General features: G+C 63.0%; 19 protein-coding genes and 1 riboswitch. Of the genes, 11 read left to right on the forward strand and 8 right to left on the reverse strand.

The features are described from left to right. The 3 genes from AAHE99_RS24900 to AAHE99_RS24910 all read right to left on the reverse strand — a co-directional run. Positions 1-757, reverse strand: a 757-nt coding sequence (locus tag AAHE99_RS24900) for a DODA-type extradiol aromatic ring-opening family dioxygenase (RefSeq protein WP_342120518.1), incomplete at its 3' end; no start/stop codon positions are given. 19 nt (positions 758-776) lie between these two features. Further along, positions 777-1,637, reverse strand: coding sequence for a hypothetical protein (locus tag AAHE99_RS24905; protein WP_342120520.1), 861 nt, complete (start codon positions 1,635-1,637; stop codon positions 777-779). Next, complete coding sequence (locus AAHE99_RS24910) at positions 1,634-3,823, reverse strand: M1 family metallopeptidase (RefSeq protein ID WP_342120522.1); 2,190 nt, start codon at positions 3,821-3,823, stop codon at positions 1,634-1,636. Before AAHE99_RS24910 ends, AAHE99_RS24905 begins: the two co-directional genes overlap by 4 nt. Before the next feature lie 84 nt (positions 3,824-3,907). Continuing rightward, a riboswitch (cobalamin riboswitch) is annotated at positions 3,908-4,105 on the forward strand. A gap of 72 nt (positions 4,106-4,177) precedes the next feature. Between AAHE99_RS24910 and AAHE99_RS24915 the strand changes: the two genes are divergently transcribed. The 3 genes from AAHE99_RS24915 (at position 4,178) to AAHE99_RS24925 (ending at position 7,215) form a co-directional block, all read left to right on the forward strand. Beyond that, positions 4,178-6,124, forward strand: a complete 1,947-nt coding sequence (locus tag AAHE99_RS24915) for a TonB-dependent receptor (RefSeq protein WP_342120525.1) — start codon at positions 4,178-4,180, stop codon at positions 6,122-6,124. Between the two features lie 116 nt (positions 6,125-6,240). Beyond that, positions 6,241-6,900 carry a thiol:disulfide interchange protein DsbA/DsbL gene (locus AAHE99_RS24920; RefSeq protein WP_342120527.1) on the forward strand — a complete coding sequence of 220 codons (660 nt, stop codon included), beginning with the start codon at positions 6,241-6,243 and terminating at the stop codon, positions 6,898-6,900. Between the two features lie 3 nt (positions 6,901-6,903). After that, positions 6,904-7,215: a hypothetical protein gene (locus AAHE99_RS24925; RefSeq protein ID WP_342120529.1), complete on the forward strand. Its 312-nt coding sequence runs from the start codon at positions 6,904-6,906 to the stop codon at positions 7,213-7,215. An 89-nt stretch (positions 7,216-7,304) separates the two neighbouring features. Here the strand turns inward: AAHE99_RS24925 and AAHE99_RS24930 are convergent, their stop codons facing one another. After that, on the reverse strand, positions 7,305-7,802 hold the full coding sequence (locus AAHE99_RS24930) for a MarR family winged helix-turn-helix transcriptional regulator (protein WP_342120532.1): 498 nt from the start codon (positions 7,800-7,802) through the stop codon (positions 7,305-7,307). A 297-nt stretch (positions 7,803-8,099) separates the two neighbouring features. On the opposite strand from AAHE99_RS24930, the gene AAHE99_RS24935 reads away from it, so the two are divergent. After that, positions 8,100-8,414, forward strand: a complete 315-nt coding sequence (locus tag AAHE99_RS24935; RefSeq protein ID WP_342120534.1) for a hypothetical protein — start codon at positions 8,100-8,102, stop codon at positions 8,412-8,414. A 5-nt stretch (positions 8,415-8,419) separates the two neighbouring features. Here AAHE99_RS24935 and AAHE99_RS24940 read toward each other — a convergent pair whose 3' ends face one another. After that, positions 8,420-9,346 (reverse strand): LysR family transcriptional regulator, encoded by a 927-nt coding sequence (locus AAHE99_RS24940; RefSeq protein ID WP_342120538.1) that lies wholly within the window; start codon positions 9,344-9,346, stop codon positions 8,420-8,422. Positions 9,347-9,452: 106 nt separating this feature from the next. Here AAHE99_RS24940 and AAHE99_RS24945 point away from each other — a divergent pair, with 106 nt between their 5' ends. Further along, a complete protein-coding gene (locus AAHE99_RS24945) occupies positions 9,453-10,466 on the forward strand; it encodes a zinc-dependent alcohol dehydrogenase family protein (RefSeq protein WP_342120540.1) in 1,014 nt (337 codons plus the stop codon). On the opposite strand, the gene AAHE99_RS24950 is transcribed toward AAHE99_RS24945, so the two are convergent. The 3 genes from AAHE99_RS24950 to xseA form a co-directional block, all read right to left on the reverse strand. Next, the gene (locus tag AAHE99_RS24950; protein ID WP_342120542.1) at positions 10,467-11,129 is read right to left on the reverse strand and encodes a hypothetical protein; all 663 of its coding nucleotides are present in this window, start codon (positions 11,127-11,129) and stop codon (positions 10,467-10,469) included. A gap of 83 nt (positions 11,130-11,212) precedes the next feature. Continuing rightward, entirely contained in the window at positions 11,213-11,791 is a 579-nt protein-coding gene (gene sodB / locus AAHE99_RS24955) for a superoxide dismutase [Fe] (RefSeq protein ID WP_342120544.1), read from the reverse strand. A gap of 67 nt (positions 11,792-11,858) precedes the next feature. Continuing rightward, the gene (gene xseA, locus AAHE99_RS24960; RefSeq protein WP_342120547.1) at positions 11,859-13,202 is read right to left on the reverse strand and encodes an exodeoxyribonuclease VII large subunit; all 1,344 of its coding nucleotides are present in this window, start codon (positions 13,200-13,202) and stop codon (positions 11,859-11,861) included. Positions 13,203-14,107: 905 nt separating this feature from the next. Here xseA and AAHE99_RS24965 point away from each other — a divergent pair. The 6 genes from AAHE99_RS24965 to adk all read left to right on the forward strand — a co-directional run bounded on the left by AAHE99_RS24965 (position 14,108) and on the right by adk (position 17,874). Then, complete coding sequence (locus tag AAHE99_RS24965) at positions 14,108-14,713, forward strand: MotA/TolQ/ExbB proton channel family protein (RefSeq protein WP_342120550.1); 606 nt, start codon at positions 14,108-14,110, stop codon at positions 14,711-14,713. A 21-nt stretch (positions 14,714-14,734) separates the two neighbouring features. Beyond that, complete coding sequence (locus tag AAHE99_RS24970) at positions 14,735-15,154, forward strand: ExbD/TolR family protein (protein ID WP_342120567.1); 420 nt, start codon at positions 14,735-14,737, stop codon at positions 15,152-15,154. Between the two features lie 3 nt (positions 15,155-15,157). After that, positions 15,158-16,219 (forward strand): tetraacyldisaccharide 4'-kinase, encoded by a 1,062-nt coding sequence (gene lpxK, locus AAHE99_RS24975; protein ID WP_342120552.1) that lies wholly within the window; start codon positions 15,158-15,160, stop codon positions 16,217-16,219. Beyond that, positions 16,200-16,376 (forward strand): Trm112 family protein, encoded by a 177-nt coding sequence (locus AAHE99_RS24980; RefSeq protein WP_342120554.1) that lies wholly within the window; start codon positions 16,200-16,202, stop codon positions 16,374-16,376. Before lpxK ends, AAHE99_RS24980 begins: the two co-directional genes overlap by 20 nt. Positions 16,377-16,379: 3 nt before the next feature. Continuing rightward, positions 16,380-17,138, forward strand: coding sequence for a 3-deoxy-manno-octulosonate cytidylyltransferase (gene kdsB, locus AAHE99_RS24985; RefSeq protein WP_342120556.1), 759 nt, complete (start codon positions 16,380-16,382; stop codon positions 17,136-17,138). 79 nt (positions 17,139-17,217) lie between these two features. Next, the gene (adk, locus tag AAHE99_RS24990; protein ID WP_342120558.1) at positions 17,218-17,874 is read left to right on the forward strand and encodes an adenylate kinase; all 657 of its coding nucleotides are present in this window, start codon (positions 17,218-17,220) and stop codon (positions 17,872-17,874) included. Positions 17,875-17,919 lie beyond the last annotated feature (45 nt).

Below are 17,919 nucleotides of genomic sequence, written 5' to 3' on the forward strand. Positions count from 1 at the left end.
GGCCCTTGAAGGGGTCTTGGTGATACACCACCTCGGCGGCCGAGACCTCGGCCGCACCCACCACCACCATCAGCGGCAGCAAGTGCTCCTCGCGCGGATGCGCCATCCGCGCCGCCGGTGCGCGTTCCCATTCCAGCAAACGCGCGGTGCGCTCGGCCGGCGCGCAGGCCATGGTCTCGCGCAGCCACGCGTCAAACAGCCGCGCCGCCTCCGCGCCGGCCGCATTGAAGGCCCGCAGGTTGTGGAAACTCAAGCCGCTGCCGACGATCAGCACACCCTCGTCGCGCAATGGGCGCAGCAGGCGGCCCACGGCCAGGTGCTCAGCCGGGTCCAGGCCTTGGCGCAGCGACAACTGCACGATCGGCACATCGGCATCCGGGAAGGCCGGATACATGGAGCTGAAGGTGCCGTGGTCGAAGCCGCGCTCATGATCGAGCCGCGCACGGCCGCCCAGCAGCTCGGCCACGCGCGCCGCCAGCGCCGGCGAACCGGGGGCGGGGTACTGGATCTGGTAGGTATGCGGCGGGAAGCCGCCATAGTCGTAGATCATCGGCGGCTGGGCTGCCGCCGAGACGAGGAAGTCGCGGCCTTCCCAGTGCGCAGTGACGACCAGGATGGCTTTCGGCTTGCCGCCGGCCTGGCGCGGCAAGTCGCGCAGGGAAGCGTCCAGCTGGTCGTAGGCGCTGCCATAGTGCTCTCGCATCCATGGCCATGGGCCGCCGCCGTGGGACAGGAAGAAGGTGGGCAAAGTAGTCATGCCCACCACTATACGCCGCTCAGCGATCGGCTGCAGACACCGACATCAGCGCGAACAGGCGCGCGGCGCGCATCCACGCCACCGACAGCGCGATCAGCTGCGCCAGCACGAAAGCGGCAAGCAGCAGCACGGCGTTGCTGCCTGCCACCTGCAGCCGCGCCAGCGCCAGCAGGCCGGCCAGCAGCAAGCCGGCGCCGGTCAGCAGGGCATAGCTGCCCAGCATTGCGCCGGGACGGCGCAGCATCAGCTTGACGCCCCGCCACCAGGCTTTGATAGCCGAAGTGCGGCGGCGGTCGACCGCCAGCTGGGCGCGTCCCGCATCCAGCGTCAGGTTGGCCAGCGCCACCACCAGCGCGGCGCCAATGGTGGCCGCCAGCTCCCAGGGCGCCGCATCCGATGCCTGCACTGCCTTGGCGGCGTAATCGCTGGCCGCTTCGGCCAGTGCGGCGCCGAGTGCAATGGCGACGCCCATCGGCACCACCGCCCACACCAGCATGCGGAACATGCGCGGGTATTCCGCCACGCCGCCGGTCACCAGCTCGCGGATGGTGGCGGGTTGCTGGGCGCGGCCCGCGGTGGCGATCACGCCGGTCAGGAAGGGCGACAGCAGCAGGGTCAGGGCCAGCGCCGCCAGGCCGCCCGCTTGCAGCGAAACCGCATTGCGGCGCACTTCGCTGAAGATGTCGGTGAAGGCTACGCCGTCCAGCGCACGCGCCAGTTCCGGCGCGCGCACCGAGTGGTCCAGGATCGACGACAAGGCGCTCCAGAAGGGCAGGGCCAGGATGGCGGTAGGCAGCAGCACGGCCGCCAGCCAGACCAGCATCAGGCGCCATTGCAGGGCGGCGCGGCCGGCTTGTTTGAGATTGGTAGTCAGCTTCATACGGTGGCAATCAGGGAGATCAGGGACTGGAAGATCGCGGCCAGGTCGAAGGTCCAGCGGCGCGTGGCGCTGCCATCCTTCTTGATGGTGCGGCTGTCATCGAGCTTGCTCACGTCGAGCATATGCTTGCCTTCGGGGTCGATGCGCGCCGATACCGCCTTCACCGGCTTGGTCCATTCAAAGGTATGCCAGCGCTGTTCGCCGCCCCACTGCACGGTTTCCTTGCTGCCGTCGGCAAAGGTCACCACCAGCGATTGCGGCACGTCGGCGCCACGGCGGCGCACCGTCACCTTGGTCAGGAAGGGGAAAGGACCGGTGCCGGGCTTGGCGTCCGGATGCGCTTTTTCCCAGGCCTCGCGCAGCTTGTCGGCCTGCTTGCCTGCATCTTCCTCGCTCAGTTCGACGCGCTTGCCCTTGTCCATATGCATGCCAGGCAGCGGCAGCACTTCTTCGCTGGTGAAGGTGGAAATGCGGTCGTCCACGCGCGTGGTGGCGTACACCTGCTGCGCGAACACGGTTTCCACCAGCTTGCGCTGGCCGCTCACTTCCGCCAGCACTTCGCGGAAGTCGGCCACGCTTGGGTGGCGGAATTTCCAGCGGCGGTAGTATTCCTTGAAGGCGCGCTCGATGGTTTCCTTGCCCAGCTGCGCTTCCAGGTCGTGCATGGTGATCGCGGTGCGCGAATACACTGGGCCGATGCCCTGCAGGCGGGTGTAGGCGTTCTGGCCCAGCGGGTCGGACGGCTCGTCGCGCGGCACGCCCTGGCGTTCGAACTCGAAGTTGTCGATGCGCGGCGCGAAGCCGATGGAGCGCAGGAACGGCGTGGTCAGGTGCACCTTGCGGCCGGTATCGCGCAGCATGCGGTGGTTCCAGTACTCGTTCAGGCCTTCATCGAGGAAGGGCTCTTCGAACTCGTTGCTGGCCAGGATGCCATAGAAGTAGCCGTGGCCGAATTCGTGGATGGTCACGAAGTCCAGCGCAGCATGCGCCACCGTATCGGCTTTCAGGTCGGGATAGCTGTCGGCGGTGAAGAAGGTCGGGTACTCCATGCCGCCCGCTTCGCCCGCATTATGCGGCGGGATCACTACGGTCAGCGTCTTGTATGGGTAAGGGCCGAGCGTGCGCGAGAAGTATTCCAGCGAGTCCTTGGCCGCCTTCATGGCCGGCGCCGCGTTGGAGGCGAATTCGGGCGGGAACAGCACGCTCACCTTCACTTGCGGGCTGCCCGGGCCGGTCCAGGTATCGGTCAGCGGCTTGGCGGTGCGCTTGTCGGCGGTCCAGGCGAAATCGTGCACGTCGCCCTGCACGAAGTGGTGGGTCAGCTTGCCGTCCTTTTCGGCCGGCGTGCCTTGCAGCTCGCCGGTGGCGCCCACGGTGTATTCCTTGGGCACGGTCAGCTTCACGTCGTAGCTGCCAAAGTCGGCGTAGAACTCCGACTGGGCGTGGAATTCATGCGCGTTCCAGCGCACGCTGGTGGCGCCGCGTTCGCCCGGCAGCTCCAGCACGGCGATCTTCGGGAACCATTGCGCCACCAGGTGGAAGCTGTCGAAGTAGCCGGTGCGCGCCATCACGCGCGGCAGCTGGTCGAAGAAGCTGATATCGAGCGTGGTGCTGGCGCCCGGCGCCACCGCTTGCGGCAGGTCCATGCGCACCACGGTCTGGTCGGTGGCAGGGCCGCCGTCCGGCTGCACGAAAGTCCACGCTACCTTGGCGCCGTTCTGCTGCACGCTGCGCAGTTCGATGTAGCCCCATTCGCCATCCTTGCTCAGGGCATCGTTGCGGATGCCGCCGCCGTTCAGGCGCTGCTCGGTGTGGAAGGTGCTGTTGGCGTTCTGGAAGGCGTTCAGGTACAGGTGCATGTAAACGCTGCGCACCGGCTGGTCGCTGCGGTTGCGCCAGGTCAGCTGCTGGCGGCCGTCGATGGTGTGCTTGACCGGATCCAGCGTGGCCTCGATTTTGTAGTCCACCACGCGGTCGGACAAGGTGGCTTCCTGGCCGGTGCGAATGCCGCCCCAGGCATTGGCGGCGCTAGGCTGGCTCACGGCGGCTGCCTTGGGCGCCGCCAGCGGGATGCCGTTGCCCGGCTCCGGATTGGTGCCGGGGATGCCGCCTTCGGCCAATAGTCCGGCGGAAACCGCTGCGCCGCCCAGCAGGACGGCGGCGGCCAATAAACGTGCGATGCGCATAGGTCTCCATTAAATTTTATGCAACGCGAAAATATAGCCTGACAGTCGGTTGCTTGCCAATCTTTTATGCCAACTTTAACCAGCGTATAATGACGCCGCCTTGGTGCCCGCGTCCTGTTCATGGACGCAGTTAAACGGGAAACGCAATGTGCTGCCCCCGCAACGGTACGCAAGCGCCGTCATGAACGACGGCAGGCCGCGCCTGAAACCACTATGCATGCATAGGAAGGTGGCCCGGTCAGTCTTGCCAGCCCGGATACCGGCCAGGGAGGTGGAAGCGCGCCCGAGCAGGGCGCGACTTCTGTGGATTCCGGCTGCGGGGACGCAGGCGGATACTTTTTCTATTCGCTTGTCATGACCATCTTCTCCTCGCGCTGCGCCCTGGCTGCAGCAGTCGCCCTGTGCTTTGCCGCACCGGCCGTCGCCCAGAATTCCCAGACCATCGTCATCTCCGGTTCCCGTTTCGCCAGCGATCCTTCGCTGCTGCCGATCGGCGCCACCACCATCACTGCCGCGGAAATCCGCCGCGCCGGCGTTACCGACGTCAACCAGGCGATCCGCAAGATCGGCGGCGTGTACGGCCGCCAAAGCCTGACCGGCAGCCCGGACTTCCCGCTCGACCTGCGCGGCTTCGGCAGCAGCAGCGACCAGAACGTGGTGATCGTACTGGACGGCGTGCGCATGAACGAGAACGAGCTGTCCAGCGCCACCCTGTCCACCATCCCGATCGATATGGTGGAGCGCATCGACATCATGCGCGGCGGCGCCAGCGTGCTGTATGGCGAAGGCGCAACCGGCGGCGTGATCAGCATCGTCACCAAGCGCCCGCAAGCCGGCGCGCGCGGCGGCAATGTATTCGCTGAACTGGGCCAGTTCGACAGCTCCGACCTGCGCCTGAGCGGCGTGCAGGGCTTCGACGGCTTCGCCATCGACGCTTCCGTCGGCCAGCAGCGCACCGACAACTACCGCGACAACAATGAGTTCAAGCAGAAGCAGTTCAATGGCGGCGTGCAGTTCCAAGGCGCCTTCGGCCGCTTGTCCCTGCGTGCCGACATCGCGCGCCAGGACCAGCGTTTCGCCGGCAGCCTGACCGAAGACCTGTTCAAGGCCAACCCGCGCCAGACCAAGACCCCGAACGACTTCGGCAAGATGGACAGCGACCGCTACACCGCCGCCTGGGAGAATAAGGTCGGCGCCTTCGACCTGGCCGCCGAACTGGCGCATCGCAAGAAGGACGTGGCAGCCGCCTACTTCGCGTCGTGGGGCGCGTCGCGCTCGTCCTACGACAGCGAGCAGACCCAGTTCTCGCCGCGCGTACGCCATCTGGCGCAGTTCGACGGCATGCTGAACGAGCTGGTGACCGGCTTCGATTTCGGCCGCTGGAACCGCGTGACCACGGCTGACTACTCGGCGGCGGAAGCGACCCAGCGCAGCAAGGCGTTCTACGTGCGCGACGAGCTGAAATTCGCCGGCGCCCAGCAAGCGCGCCTGGCAGCCGGTGTGCGCCGCGAACTGTTCGAGAAAGACTCCTTCGATCCGATGCCGTTCACCTCTGCCACCTACAGCATCAAGCAGGCCCAGAACGCGTGGGAGCTGCAGGGCAGCGTGCTGGCCGCGCCAGGCCTGACCGCCTGGGCCAAGGCCGGCCACAGCTTCCGCGTCGCCACCTCGGACGAGAATGCGTTCACCCCGCAGGCCAACAAGCCGCTGGAGACGCAGGTTTCGCACGACGCCGAGATCGGCCTCGGCTACGCGCAAGGCGCCGCCAAGCTTGATGCACGCATCTTCCGCCACAACCTGGACAACGAGATCTACTACAACCCGGTGGCGGGCATGTTCGGCGCCAACACCAACCTCGACCCGACCCAGCGCAAGGGCTTCGAGCTGGATGGCAGCTACCGCTTCGCGCCGGCCTGGCAAGTGCTGGGCCATTACCAGCGCGTGCAGGCCAAGTTCCGTTCCGGCCAGTATGCCGGCCGCGAGCTGGCGCTGGTGCCGAGCCACATCGTGACCGCGCGCCTGGCCTGGCTGCCGGGCGACGGCCAGAGCGCCGACATCGGCGTGCAGCGCGTCGCCGAACAGCGTTACGGCGACGACTTCTTCAACAGCTGCAATGCGCGCATCCCGGCCTACACCACGGTCGACGGCCGCTATGCCCGCAAGTTCGGCCAATGGGAACTGGCGCTGAGCGCGCTCAACCTGTTCGATAAGGACCACTACAGCCAGGCCTTCGGTTGCCGTTCGGGCATTTACCCGGACAGCGGCCGCCAGCTGAAAGTGTCCGCGCGCTACGACTTCTAAGCGCTTAAAGCAGGCTTAAATCAGCCCCGTGGAGGCCAATTTGGCTCGCGGGGCTGATCACGGGACGCAAAAAATGGTAATCTCGCGGCGTTTACTATTCACCTGTAAGGACCACCATGCGTCTCCTGCGCCTTCTGATTGCCTCCGCCGCCCTGATGTTCACTGCCGCCGGCGCCTCCGCCGCCGAGCCGAAAGAGGGCGTTGACTGGAAATCCCTCGACACCCCTGTGCGCACCGAAGCGCCAGGCAAGAAAGTTGAAGTTGTCGAGTTCTTCATGTACACCTGCCCGCACTGCTTCGCGCTGGAGCCGCGCATTAGCGCCTGGGTCAAGCAGAACGCCGACAAGATCCATTTCCGCCGCATCCACTTTGCCCGCAGCGAAAAAGACCCGCTGGCGCGCGCCCACGTGACCCTGGAATCGATGGGCATGCCGGAAGTGGCAAGCCAGAAGATCTTCAACGCCATCCACGTTGAGCACAAGCGCCTGATGCGCGAAGAAGACGTGACTGCCGTTGTGGTGAGCGCCGGCGTCGACAGGGCCAAGTACGAAAGCGTCTATAAATCCTTCGGCGTCGAGTCTAAAATGAAGCGTATGGCCAATATCATCGGCCAGTACAAAGGTGTGGACAGCGCCCCGACCCTGGTGATCGATGGCCGCTACATTACTTCGCCGTCGATGGCAGGCCGTCCGGGCCAGCCGGAAATGCAATCCCATGTAGCGGCGCTGGCCGTGGCGGATTACCTGGTTGCCAAGGCGGCAGCCACCAAGAAATAAGCAATGGAACCACGTGAAGAAAGCGTGATGCGCGCATTCCGGGAGTCGGCCCCAGACGAGGCCGGCCTGGTAGCGCGCACCTGGGTCAACCACCTGGCCTGGACCTTGGTGGTGGTGCTGGCTGGGCTGGTGTTCTGGCTGGTGGTGGCGGTGGTCAATGCCGAGAACCAGCGCCATGCGCTGGCCAACAAGGAATGCCGCGACCAGGTATTCAAAGAGGAAATCGACCGCACCTGCCTGCTGAGCGTGCGCTCACGCGAACACTGGTGGCAGCACCTGTGGTACGCGATGAAGCACACTTCGCCTCAGAAGTAAAAGCATAGCCGGGCAGCAAAACAGGGACGTAACACATTTTCGCTTCGCGAAAACGTGTTACGTCCCTGTTTTGCTGCCTGGCTATTTTCTTACATCGTGTGCTCGAGGTTGGCGAGCTGTCGTTTGAAGAGCTGCTCCTGGACGCGGATGTCGTCGTGGTTGTAGCCCTCGTAGGCGCGGGTGGTGCGCGACCATACTTCCGGCATCACCAGTTCGATCAGGTTGCGGCCGGCTTCGGTCAGCGTGATCATCACGCAGCGGCGGTCGCCAGGGCGGTTGCCACGGGTGATCAGACCTTGCGCTTCCAGGTCGTTGCAGACACGGGTCAGGTTAGCCGGCTTTTCCATGCAGGCTTCACCCAGGTTGGAAGCGGTCGAAGTTTCATTCTCCGATCCATACAGCACCGCCAGCACCATATAGCTGGCATCGACCAGGTCGTACTTGCGCAATACCGAGTTCGCCAGATCCTTCATGCGTTTCTGGACGTGATAGGTCATGCGCAGCAGGCGTACCAGATCTTCCGGGAATTCCGGGATGCGAGTATGAATGTTTTTCAGGCGCTTATTGGTTGCGTCAAAACTACTCATCTCGAAGGCACTCCTGTGCAATTTGTTCAAGCCTGAATTGTACTAGTGTTGACCTAAGGTAAATACCCTTTTGATCTAGACCAAACAGCAAACGTAAGTCTCATGTAAGGAAAGCTTCCGTATTTTTTGCAAGCTACCTCTCGGGAAAACCTTGTACCAGCAATTTAAATTTCGGTGATGAACGTTTCCATCAAATAAAAATTTGTAGAAACACTGTTTAACAATTGTGTTGGCATCTTCCAACACTGCGCCCCTCGCACACCAAAATCGTTAAATTTATGGAAACAGGAGGACACCATGACAGGAACCAGTACTTTAGACCCGGACAATTTGCCGCAGCGCCCGGATCGCAGCATCGGCAAAGGCCACGGCACCGGGGCGCTCGGCCCCAGCGACTCGTCCGACTCAGGCAGCGACGTGCAGGGTGCGCCGCCGCCCGGACCCGGCGACACGGAGTTGGATAGCGATTCAGACCGCCAGGGCACCGGCGAGCGCGCCAGCGTCGGCGGCGACACGCCTGCGCCGGATGGCGGCGATATCGATGTCGACCACGTCGAATCGATCCCCGAGCGGGAAGGCGGGCGCCGCGACGACGCCGAGCGCGGCGCCTGAGGGCGTCAAACGGCCGGCGTGGCTTCCGCGCTGGCCAGGTAGATCGGCGTGACCTCGAGCAGCGTATCGATCGCGACGCGCAGCTTGGCGGGCATATAGGGCGTGTGCGGCCAGACCAGGTGCATTTGCGAGGCCTCCAGCTCGCCGCAGTCGAACAGCACCTCCAGTTCGCCGCGCTTGACGTAAGGCGCCACCAGCCAGCAGGGCAGCCAGACCAGGCCCATGCCGGCCGCCGCAGCGTCTGCGATCGCCTGCAGGTCGTCGAACAGCAGCCGTTGCCGCGGCATGACGGTGCGCGCCCTGGCGCCGGCCGGCGCGATGTCCCATTCCTTTACCACCCGGCCGCGCGAATACAGGATGCCGTCGTGCTGGGGGATGTCGTCTTCGTGCGCCGGGCGGCCATGCTGCGCCAGGTAGGCGGGCGCGGCGCACACCAGCATGCGCTGCTGCCCCAGGCGGCGCGCGGCCAGGGTGCTGCTGTCCGGCAGCGGCCCGACGCGCAGGCCGATGTCGAAGCCTTCATCGATCAGGTCCACCACGCGGTCGCTGAAGGAAATGTCGAGCGCCAGCTGGGGATAGCGGCGCGCCAGCTCCAGCATCAGCGGCGCCACGAACTGGCGGCCGAACAGCACCGGCACGCTGATGCGCAGGCGCCCGGTCGGTTCGCTGCGGCCGCTGCCGATGCACGCCTCGCCCGCGTCCAGCTCCGCCAGGGCGCGCACGCAGCGCTCGTAATACGATTCGCCGGCCTCGGTCAGGCTCTGGCTGCGCGTGGTGCGGTGGAACAGGCGCACGCCGAGCCGTTCCTCCAGCCGCGCGATGGTCTTGGCGACCGCCGAGCGGGTCTGGTGCAGCCGCACGGCGGCGGCTGAAAAACTGCCGGCCTCCACCGCGTGGACAAAGACATTGATGCCATGCAGGCGTTCATTCATATTGTTTCCATTCTGGCGACAATCTGTTGAGGAAACTCCACCACTGTGGAATATGAGGAAACTATATAGTTCCCAGCACTGATCCACAACCTTTAAGGAGTTCCAAATGCATGCATACCAAATCACCCCTGGCGCCGGCATCGACAGCCTGGAGCACATTGTTCTGCCGAAGCAGGAGCTGCAATTCCACCAGGTCCGCGTCAAGGTGCGCGCTGTTGCGCTCAACTACCGCGACCTGATGGTGGCGCATGGCACCTATCCCACCAGCGGTGCCGGCGCCGTGGTGCCGGGTTCCGATGCCGCCGGCGAGATCATCGAAGTCGGCCCCGGTGTCACGCGCTTCCGCGTCGGCGACCGCGTGGCCACCGCCTTCTTCCCGGAGTGGGAGGAGGGCAAAGCCAATCCGGCCAAAACGGCCGTGACACTGGGTGCAGGCGGAGCCGGCGCGCTATCGGAGGAGCTGGTGATCCACGAGGATGGCCTGGTAGCGATGCCTGAGCATCTGAGCTACGAAGAAGCCGCCACGCTGACCTGCGCCGGCGTTACGGCCTGGAACGCGCTGTTCGTGGAAGGCGGACTGCAGGCGGGCGATACGGTGCTGCTGCTGGGGACCGGCGGCGTATCGATCTGGGCCCTGCAGCTGGCCAAAGCCGCAGGACTGCGCGCCATTGTCACCTCGTCCAGCGACACCAAACTGGAACGGGCACGGGCGCTGGGTGCCGATGTACTGATCAACTACCGCAAGACGCCGGAATGGCAGGAAGAAGTGCTGCGCGCCACCGAAGGCAAGGGCGCCGACCTGGTGCTGGAAGTGGGCGGGCAGGACACCCTGGCGCGTTCGATCGCCTCGGTTGGCATGGGAGGCAAGGTGGCCGTGATAGGCGGCCTGGGCGGCGGCTTTGAAACCAGCGTCCAGCTGCTCGGCATCGTCATCGGCGGCAAGAGCATGAGCGGCATCTACGTCGGCAGCCGCAAAATGCACGAAGACCTGGCGCGCCTGGTTTCCCAGCGCAAGATCAAGCCGGTGGTGGACAGCGTGTTCGACATCCACAAGGCCCGCGAGGCCTACCAGCACCTCGCGTCGGGCAGCCACTTTGGCAAGGTTGTGATCAGTATCTGATCATGGCATTTCCCAGCGTACCGGGATCTCGATCAGTTCCCGCTCGTTCCAGGCTTGTACGCGGGCGTTCACAATGTTCTGCTTGCCGTACTGGTAGAACAGACGGTTCGTAAAATACTCGTAGCCGGGTCCGACGTGCGCAGCCGCCAGCTGCACGGCTTTTGCCGCGTCGGCGTTGTTGAGGACGCGGGCCTCCATGATCGTAACCGAGAGCGCCAGCACGCCGCCGATCGCCAACGGGATACGCATATTGCGGACTTTGCGGCCTTCCGCGGCGCGTGCCGCCAGCACCGGTGCACTGCCAAGCTGGCGGATCAGCAGGATGACGACCGCCACGACCAGCAGCTGCTTGCCAACTTCGATGGTGAACTGGCCGGGAACGAAGCGCATCTGCGCCAGCAGCAAACTGGCGGGCAGCAAGGCATAAGTGGACACCAGGAACACCGCCGCCGGCAGCAAGGCAAGCCATGCAAGCCAGCGAACACCTGAAATCGCGCGCGAATTGCCGAAAACGACCAGCAGGCCAATCAGCATGCCGAAGATCTGGAAACGGAAAGTGCCGGGCGGGGCACTGGTCCAGCCGAGGTAAAACTCGACAATGCCAAGCGCGAAAACGAGAGCGCCAGTGCGCTGGAGGATGATGCGATCTTGCGTTTTTGACATGTCTTGATCCGAAAAAAGGCCCACCAGCCAGAACGCGGCCTGGGCCGCGCCCAGCGAGGTGGGCTTTTTGGAGAAGGTGGCGATTAAGCGAATTGCTTGGCCACGAAGTCCCAGTTCACCAGGTTCCAGAAGATCTCGACGTACTTAGGACGGGCGTTGCGGTAGTCAACGTAGTAAGCGTGTTCCCACACGTCGCAGGTCAGCAGCGGCTTGTCGGCGCCGGTCAGCGGGGTAGTAGCGTTGGAGGTGTTGACGATTTCGACCGAGCCGTCAGCCTTCTTCACCAGCCAGGTCCAGCCGGAACCGAAGTTGCCCACGCAGGACTTGGTGAATTCAGCCTTGAAGTTGTCGAAGGAACCGAACTTGGCGTTGATGGCGTCAGCCACGGCACCGGTAGGAGCGCCGCCGGCGTTAGGAGCCATGCAGTTCCAGTAGAAGGTGTGGTTCCAAACCTGGGCTGCGTTGTTGAACACGCCGCCGGAGGACTTCTTCACGATTTCTTCCAGGGACAGGTTTTCGAACTCGGTGCCCTTGATCAGGTTGTTCAGGTTGGTGACATAAGCCTGATGATGCTTACCGTAGTGGAATTCCAGGGTTTCCTTGGAGATGTGCGGCTGCAGCGCGTCCATTGCATACGGCAGTGGTGGCAGGGTATGTTCCATGAATGTTTCCTTTTGATTGAGACGAAAAGTTATTTTTGCCGAAACGGCCACTATTGTAATACGAACGCTAGGACAGCGTTGGTTGCACGGAGGCCACGCCGATTTCGGCGCTGCCTTCCGCCAGGCGCACGCCCAAGGATTGTCCCGGTTTGATATGCGCCGGGTCGCGCAGTACGGCGCCAGCCGTATCGGTGACGATGGCGTAGCCGCGCTCCAGCGTGCGCTGGGGATTCAGCAATTCCAGTTGCGCCGACAGCGCGTTCAGGGCATCGCGCCGCTGCACCAACTGGGCGCGCATGCTGGCGCCCGCGCGGTGCTGCAGCGCCGCCATCGCCGCGCGCGCCGCCGTGGCATCGGGCTTACGCGCCGCCAGCCGTGCAGCCAGGCGGTCCACGGTAAAGCGCGACTGTTGCAGCGGGTTGCGCGTTGCATGCATCATGGCGGTAGACAAAGCCTTCAGCTGCAAGCGCTGCTGGGCGATGCGCGCGGTCGGGCTGAGCAGGCGGCGCTGCAGGTTATCCAGGGTTTGCGCCGCGTCGCTGAGCGTGCGGCGCATGGCCCGGCGCAGGTCGGTGGCATCGGCGCGCAGGGAGCCCAGCCAGTCGGCGCGCGGCGTGGCGGCCAGTTCGGCCGCGGCGGTCGGCGTGGCCGCGCGCACGTCGGCAGCGAAGTCGCAAATGGTGAAGTCGGTTTCGTGGCCCACACCGGACACGACCGGGATGGCGCTATTGGCCACGGCGTAAGCGACCACTTCCTCGTTAAAGCACCACAGGTCCTCCATGCTGCCGCCGCCGCGCACCACCAGCAGCACATCGCACTCGGCGCGGCGCGAAGCGGTATCGATGGCGGCCGCGATCTGGGGGCCGGCCTGCTGGCCTTGCACCAGGGTAGGGTAGAGCACCACCTGCACATGCGGCGCCCGGCGGCGCAGTGCAATCAGCACATCGCGCAGGGCCGCTGCTTGCGGGCTGGTGACAATGCCGATGGTGCGCGGGAACAAGGGCAGGGCGCGCTTGCGCTCCTGGTCGAACAGCCCGGCCGCCGCCAGACGCTCCTTCAGGCGCTGGAAGGCTTCGAACAAGGAACCCACGCCGGCGCGGCGGATCGCCTCCACATTGATCTGGTAATCGCCGCGCGGCCCGTACAAGGTGACGAGCGCCCGTACTTCCACCTTGTCGCCCTCGCGCGGGACAAAGCCCGCGTACTGGGCGCGGCCACGGAACATGACAGCGCGAACTTGCGCTGCGTCATCTTTGAGCGTGAAGTACCAATGGCCCGAACTTGCGCGCGTGAAATTAGAGATTTCCCCAGATATCCACTGCAAGGGGAAAGAGCGCTCCAGCAGGCGCGCAACGGCCTGGTTCAGGGCACTGACGGAGATAACCTGGTTCGGTTCTGGGCTGTTGATCATGAAGCTGTCCACACTTTTTGAAAGCGGTCATGCTTATGTCATACATCACTTCATATCGCAAGCATTTTTTGTAAACACATGATTATTAAGGATAATCGGCGATGCTACATTAGCGGGCATTTTATGAATTTCCTTATAGATCAAGGACTTTGCCATAGCAGGTGGCTGTTACGCACAAAGATATCCACAGAATATGTGAGGAACTCAGCAGTGGGTAAACTTGCGTGATGAAAATGTTTGCATGGTAACTTTCATTTTAGAAATCAAGGACTTGGCACTCCCTTTCGACCCTTGCTAACAATTTTATCCACAGAATTTGTGGGGAAAACTGCTGCTTAAAAAATAGGCATAAGAGGTTTCCTGTTCCAAATCAAAGACTTCCACCCCATCCCGTGGCCTTGCTCACAATTTTGTCCACAGAATTTGTGTAGAAGCAAAAATTGTCCACTTTAGTTCCTGACCCCAAAGTGGACAAATGTTGCTGCAAAGTTTTTGCGCACGGCAAGAAAGTGCTTAAGAATCAAGTGCTTTAGCTCTCAAGTATGGCTTTGCTCACAATCTTATCAACAGAATATGTGGGGAAGTGCACAAGTCCAGAACCGCAGAAAAATGCCGTTGCGCATTTTTTGTGCTTGAGAATAATTCTCTTTCCGATCAATAGCTTAGGATATAAAAGCGGCTATTCCCCACAATATTGTCCACAGAATATGTGCAGAACCCACATCCTTCCATGCTGATGAAAATTTTTGCATTAGAAAAAATCATAGTGAAATCATGGGCTTAGCGCGCAATAGTTGGCTTGCCAACAATCTTGTCCACAGAAAATGTGAAGAATGCACACACTTGCCGGATAAGCTCCAACAGGCTACATTGCGCGTTTAGGATTTCTTTCACAGGAGTACGTCTTGCTCGCAATTTTCCAGGCCGCCGGCTGGCCAATCTGGCCTCTGCTGATCGCTTCTATCGTTGCCACCGCTCTGATCATTGAGCGCCTGATGTACCTCCGCCGTTCCCGTATCATCCCCAAGACCCTGCTGGAAGAAGTCGTACGCGTTTATCGCAGCGGCAACATCACGCCGGACATCATCGACAAGCTGGAAAAGTCCTCGCAACTGGGCGTTGTACTTTCGGCAGCGTTGCGTAATGTCAACGCTCCGCGCGATGTGATGAAGGAATCCATCGAAGAGGCGGGCGGCGGTGTGGCGCACCAGCTGGAGCGCTTCCTGACCACCCTGGGCACCATCGCGACCCTGGCGCCGCTGATGGGCCTGTTCGGTACGGTGGTCGGCATGATCGAGATCTTCGGTTCGCAGAATGCTGCCGGCGCTAATCCTGCCCAGCTGGCGCACGGTATCTCGGTGGCGCTGTACAACACCGGTTTCGGCCTGGCGATCGCGATGCCGACCCTGGTGTTCTACCGCCACTTCCGCGCCCTGGTGGACTCCTTTGTCATCGACATGGAGCAGCAGGCGGTCAAGTTCGTGGACATCGTCCACAACAGCCGCAAGTAAGCGAGGATAGCTCCTATGGCGATGAATTTCCGCCGCGGCCAGAAGCGCGAGGATCCGGAGATCAACCTGATCCCGTTTATCGACGTGCTGCTGGTGATCCTGATCTTCCTGATGATCACCACCACCTACAGCAAGTTCACGGAGCTGAAAATTACGCTGCCAACCGCCGATGCGGAGAAGGCGGTGGAGCAGCCGAATGACCTGAACGTGACGGTGGATGCCAAGGGCAACTACACCGTCAACGGTGCGCCGGTGTCGTTCCGCGACGTGCCTGGCCTGGCCGAGAATATGAAGGCTGCGGCCAAGGGCGGCAACCCGGTCGTCAAAATCAACGCCGACCAGTTCGCGATGCACCAGATGGTGATCAATGTGATGGAGGCGGCGCGTATCGCCGGCTTCGAACGTGTGACCTTCGAGGCGCAGACGGCCCAGGCCAAGTAATTCATGGCTTCTTCCCTGGAGACGACTTTCTCGCGCGAGTGGCTGCGGCGCGGGGCGCTGGCGTGCGCGCTTTGGCCGCTGTCGCTGGTGTTTCGCGGTTTGGCCGCCGTGCGGCGCGGACTATACGCGGCGGGCGTTTCGCGCGCTGAGCGGCTGCCGGTGCCGGTGGTCGTTGTGGGGAATATCTTTATTGGCGGCACGGGCAAGACGCCGTTGACCATCTGGCTAGTGGATGCGCTGCGGGCGGCTGGGTTTTCGCCTGGCGTTGTGTCGCGCGGGTTTGGCAGCAAGGATGCAGCGCCGCGCGCTGTCACCGCTTCCTCTACGCCGGCCGAGGTGGGCGATGAGCCGGTCCTGATCGCAGCCCGCACCGGTTGCCCGGTGTTCGTCGGCCGCGTGCGCGCTGCGGCAGGGCAGGCCTTGCTGGCGGCCCACCCGGAGGTCAATGTGATCGTCACCGACGACGGCTTGCAGCATTACGCCCTGGCGCGGGATGTGGAAATTGTCCTGTTCGACGGCCGAGGTGTCGGCAATGGCTGGACGCTGCCGGCCGGTCCGCTGCGCGAGCCGCCGTCCCGCAAACGCGATTTCACGGTGGTCAACGCGCCGGAGCTGACGCCTGCGCTGGCCGCTGCCGTGGCTCCGCCGGGCGCCACCCGCGCGCCGGGCGCGCCGTGGCAGATGCGGCTGGCGGGGGATGTGGCGGAGCGCCTGGCGGATCGCGCCGAGCGGGTGCCGCTGGCGGAACTGGCGCAGCGCGCCGGGCTGCGGGTGGCCGCGGCGGCGGGTATTGGCAATCCGGCACGCTTTTTCGGCATGCTGCGCGCCGCCGGGCTGCAGCCGCAGGAGCTGCCGCTGCCCGACCATCACGACTTTAGAGACCGCCCCTTCGCCAACATCGAGGCCGACATTATTCTGGTGACGGAGAAGGATGCAGTAAAATGCTGGCAAATTGAAGAATTACGCAACGACCCACGCATCTGGGTCGTTCCAGTCAGCGCCAGTATCAACCCGGCGTTGGCCGATCAAATTGTGGAGAAACTACGTGGACGCACGCCTGCTTGATATCCTGGTCTGCCCTGTGTGCAAGGGCCCTCTGGAGTACGACAAAAAAGCCCAGGAAATGATTTGCAAAGGCGACCGCCTGGCATACCCGATCCGCGACGGCATCCCGATCATGTGGGCCGACGAAGCGCGCACCCTGCCAGACACCACGGAGTAAGCGGTGTCGTTTATCGTCATTATCCCGGCCCGCCTGGCCTCGACCCGCCTGCCTAACAAGCCCCTGGCTGACCTGGGCGGCAAGCCGATGGTCGTGCGCGTGGCCGAACGCGCCAAGGAAGCCGGCGCCGCGCGTATCATCGTCGCCACCGACCACGCCTCTATTAAAGAAGCCTGCGAACAGCACGGCGTCGAAGTTTGCATGACCCGTGCCGACCATCCGTCCGGCACCGACCGCATCGCCGAAGTGGCGCGTGCGATGAACCTGCCGCCAGAAGCGGTAGTGGTCAACCTGCAGGGCGACGAGCCCCTGATCGACCCAAAACTGCTGCAAGCCGCGGCAGCCCGCATCGGCGCCGACGTGCCGATGTCCACCTGCGCCCACCCGCTGCACGACGCGGCGGACGCCTTCAACCCGAACGTGGTGAAGGTGGTGCTGGATAAGCAGGAAAAAGCGCTCTATTTCAGCCGTGCCACTATCCCGTGGCACCGCGATGCCTTCGCCACGGATAAGTCGGCCTTGCCGGCCGGCTACGTCCCGCTGCGCCATATCGGCCTGTACGCCTACCGCAACGATTTCCTGCAAGCCTACCCGGCGCTGGAAGTATCGCCGCTGGAAGGCATCGAGGCCCTGGAGCAGCTGCGCGTGCTGTGGCATGGCTACCCGATTGCAGTACACGTGACCGATTCCGCCCCGGCGGCCGGGGTGGATACGCCGGAAGATCTGGCCCGTGTACAGGCTTTCTACAAAAGTGGCGGATAACTCAACTTTTGTGGTAAGTTTCTAGCAAGGTGGCTAAGGCATCATCAAAAAATTATTATTAAATCGTTTAGGAACATTCATGCGTCTCATTCTGTTAGGAGCTCCAGGAGCCGGTAAGGGCACCCAGGCCAATTTCATCAAGGAAAAGTACAACATTCCTCAGATTTCCACCGGCGACATGCTGCGCGCGGCAATCAAGGAAGGTACTGAACTGGGCCTGGCCGCCAAGAAAGTGATGGACGCTGGCCAGCTGGTTTCCGACGACATCATCATCGGCCTGGTGAAGGACCGACTGAAGGCGCCTGATTGCGCCAACGGCTACCTGTTCGACGGCTTCCCGCGCACCGTGGCGCAAGCCGACGCGATGAAGGACGCGGGCGTTGCTATTGATTACGTGCTGGAAATCGCCGTACCGGACGACCAGATCGTCGAACGCATGAGCGGCCGCCGCAGCCACCCGGCTTCGGGCCGTGTGTACCACGTCAAATTCAACCCGCCTAAAGTCGAAGGCAAGGACGATGTCACCGGTGAAGACCTGGTGCAGCGCGACGACGACAAGGAAGAAACCGTCAAGAAACGCCTGGACGTCTACCACAACCAGACCGAAGTGCTGCTCGGCTACTACGGCGAGTGGGCCAAATCGGGCCAGCCTGGTGCGCCTAAGTACCGCAAGATCGAGGGCGTTGGTCCAGTCGAGGAAATCCGCGAGCGTGCATTCGCGGCTCTGTCCAGCTAATACAGCACAATGAAGCGGGCCTAGTGCCCGCTTCGTCATTGCGGG

Origin of the sequence: Pseudoduganella sp. OTU4001, assembly GCF_038440195.1 — a bacterium.
Taxonomy (GTDB): domain Bacteria; phylum Pseudomonadota; class Gammaproteobacteria; order Burkholderiales; family Burkholderiaceae_D; genus Rugamonas.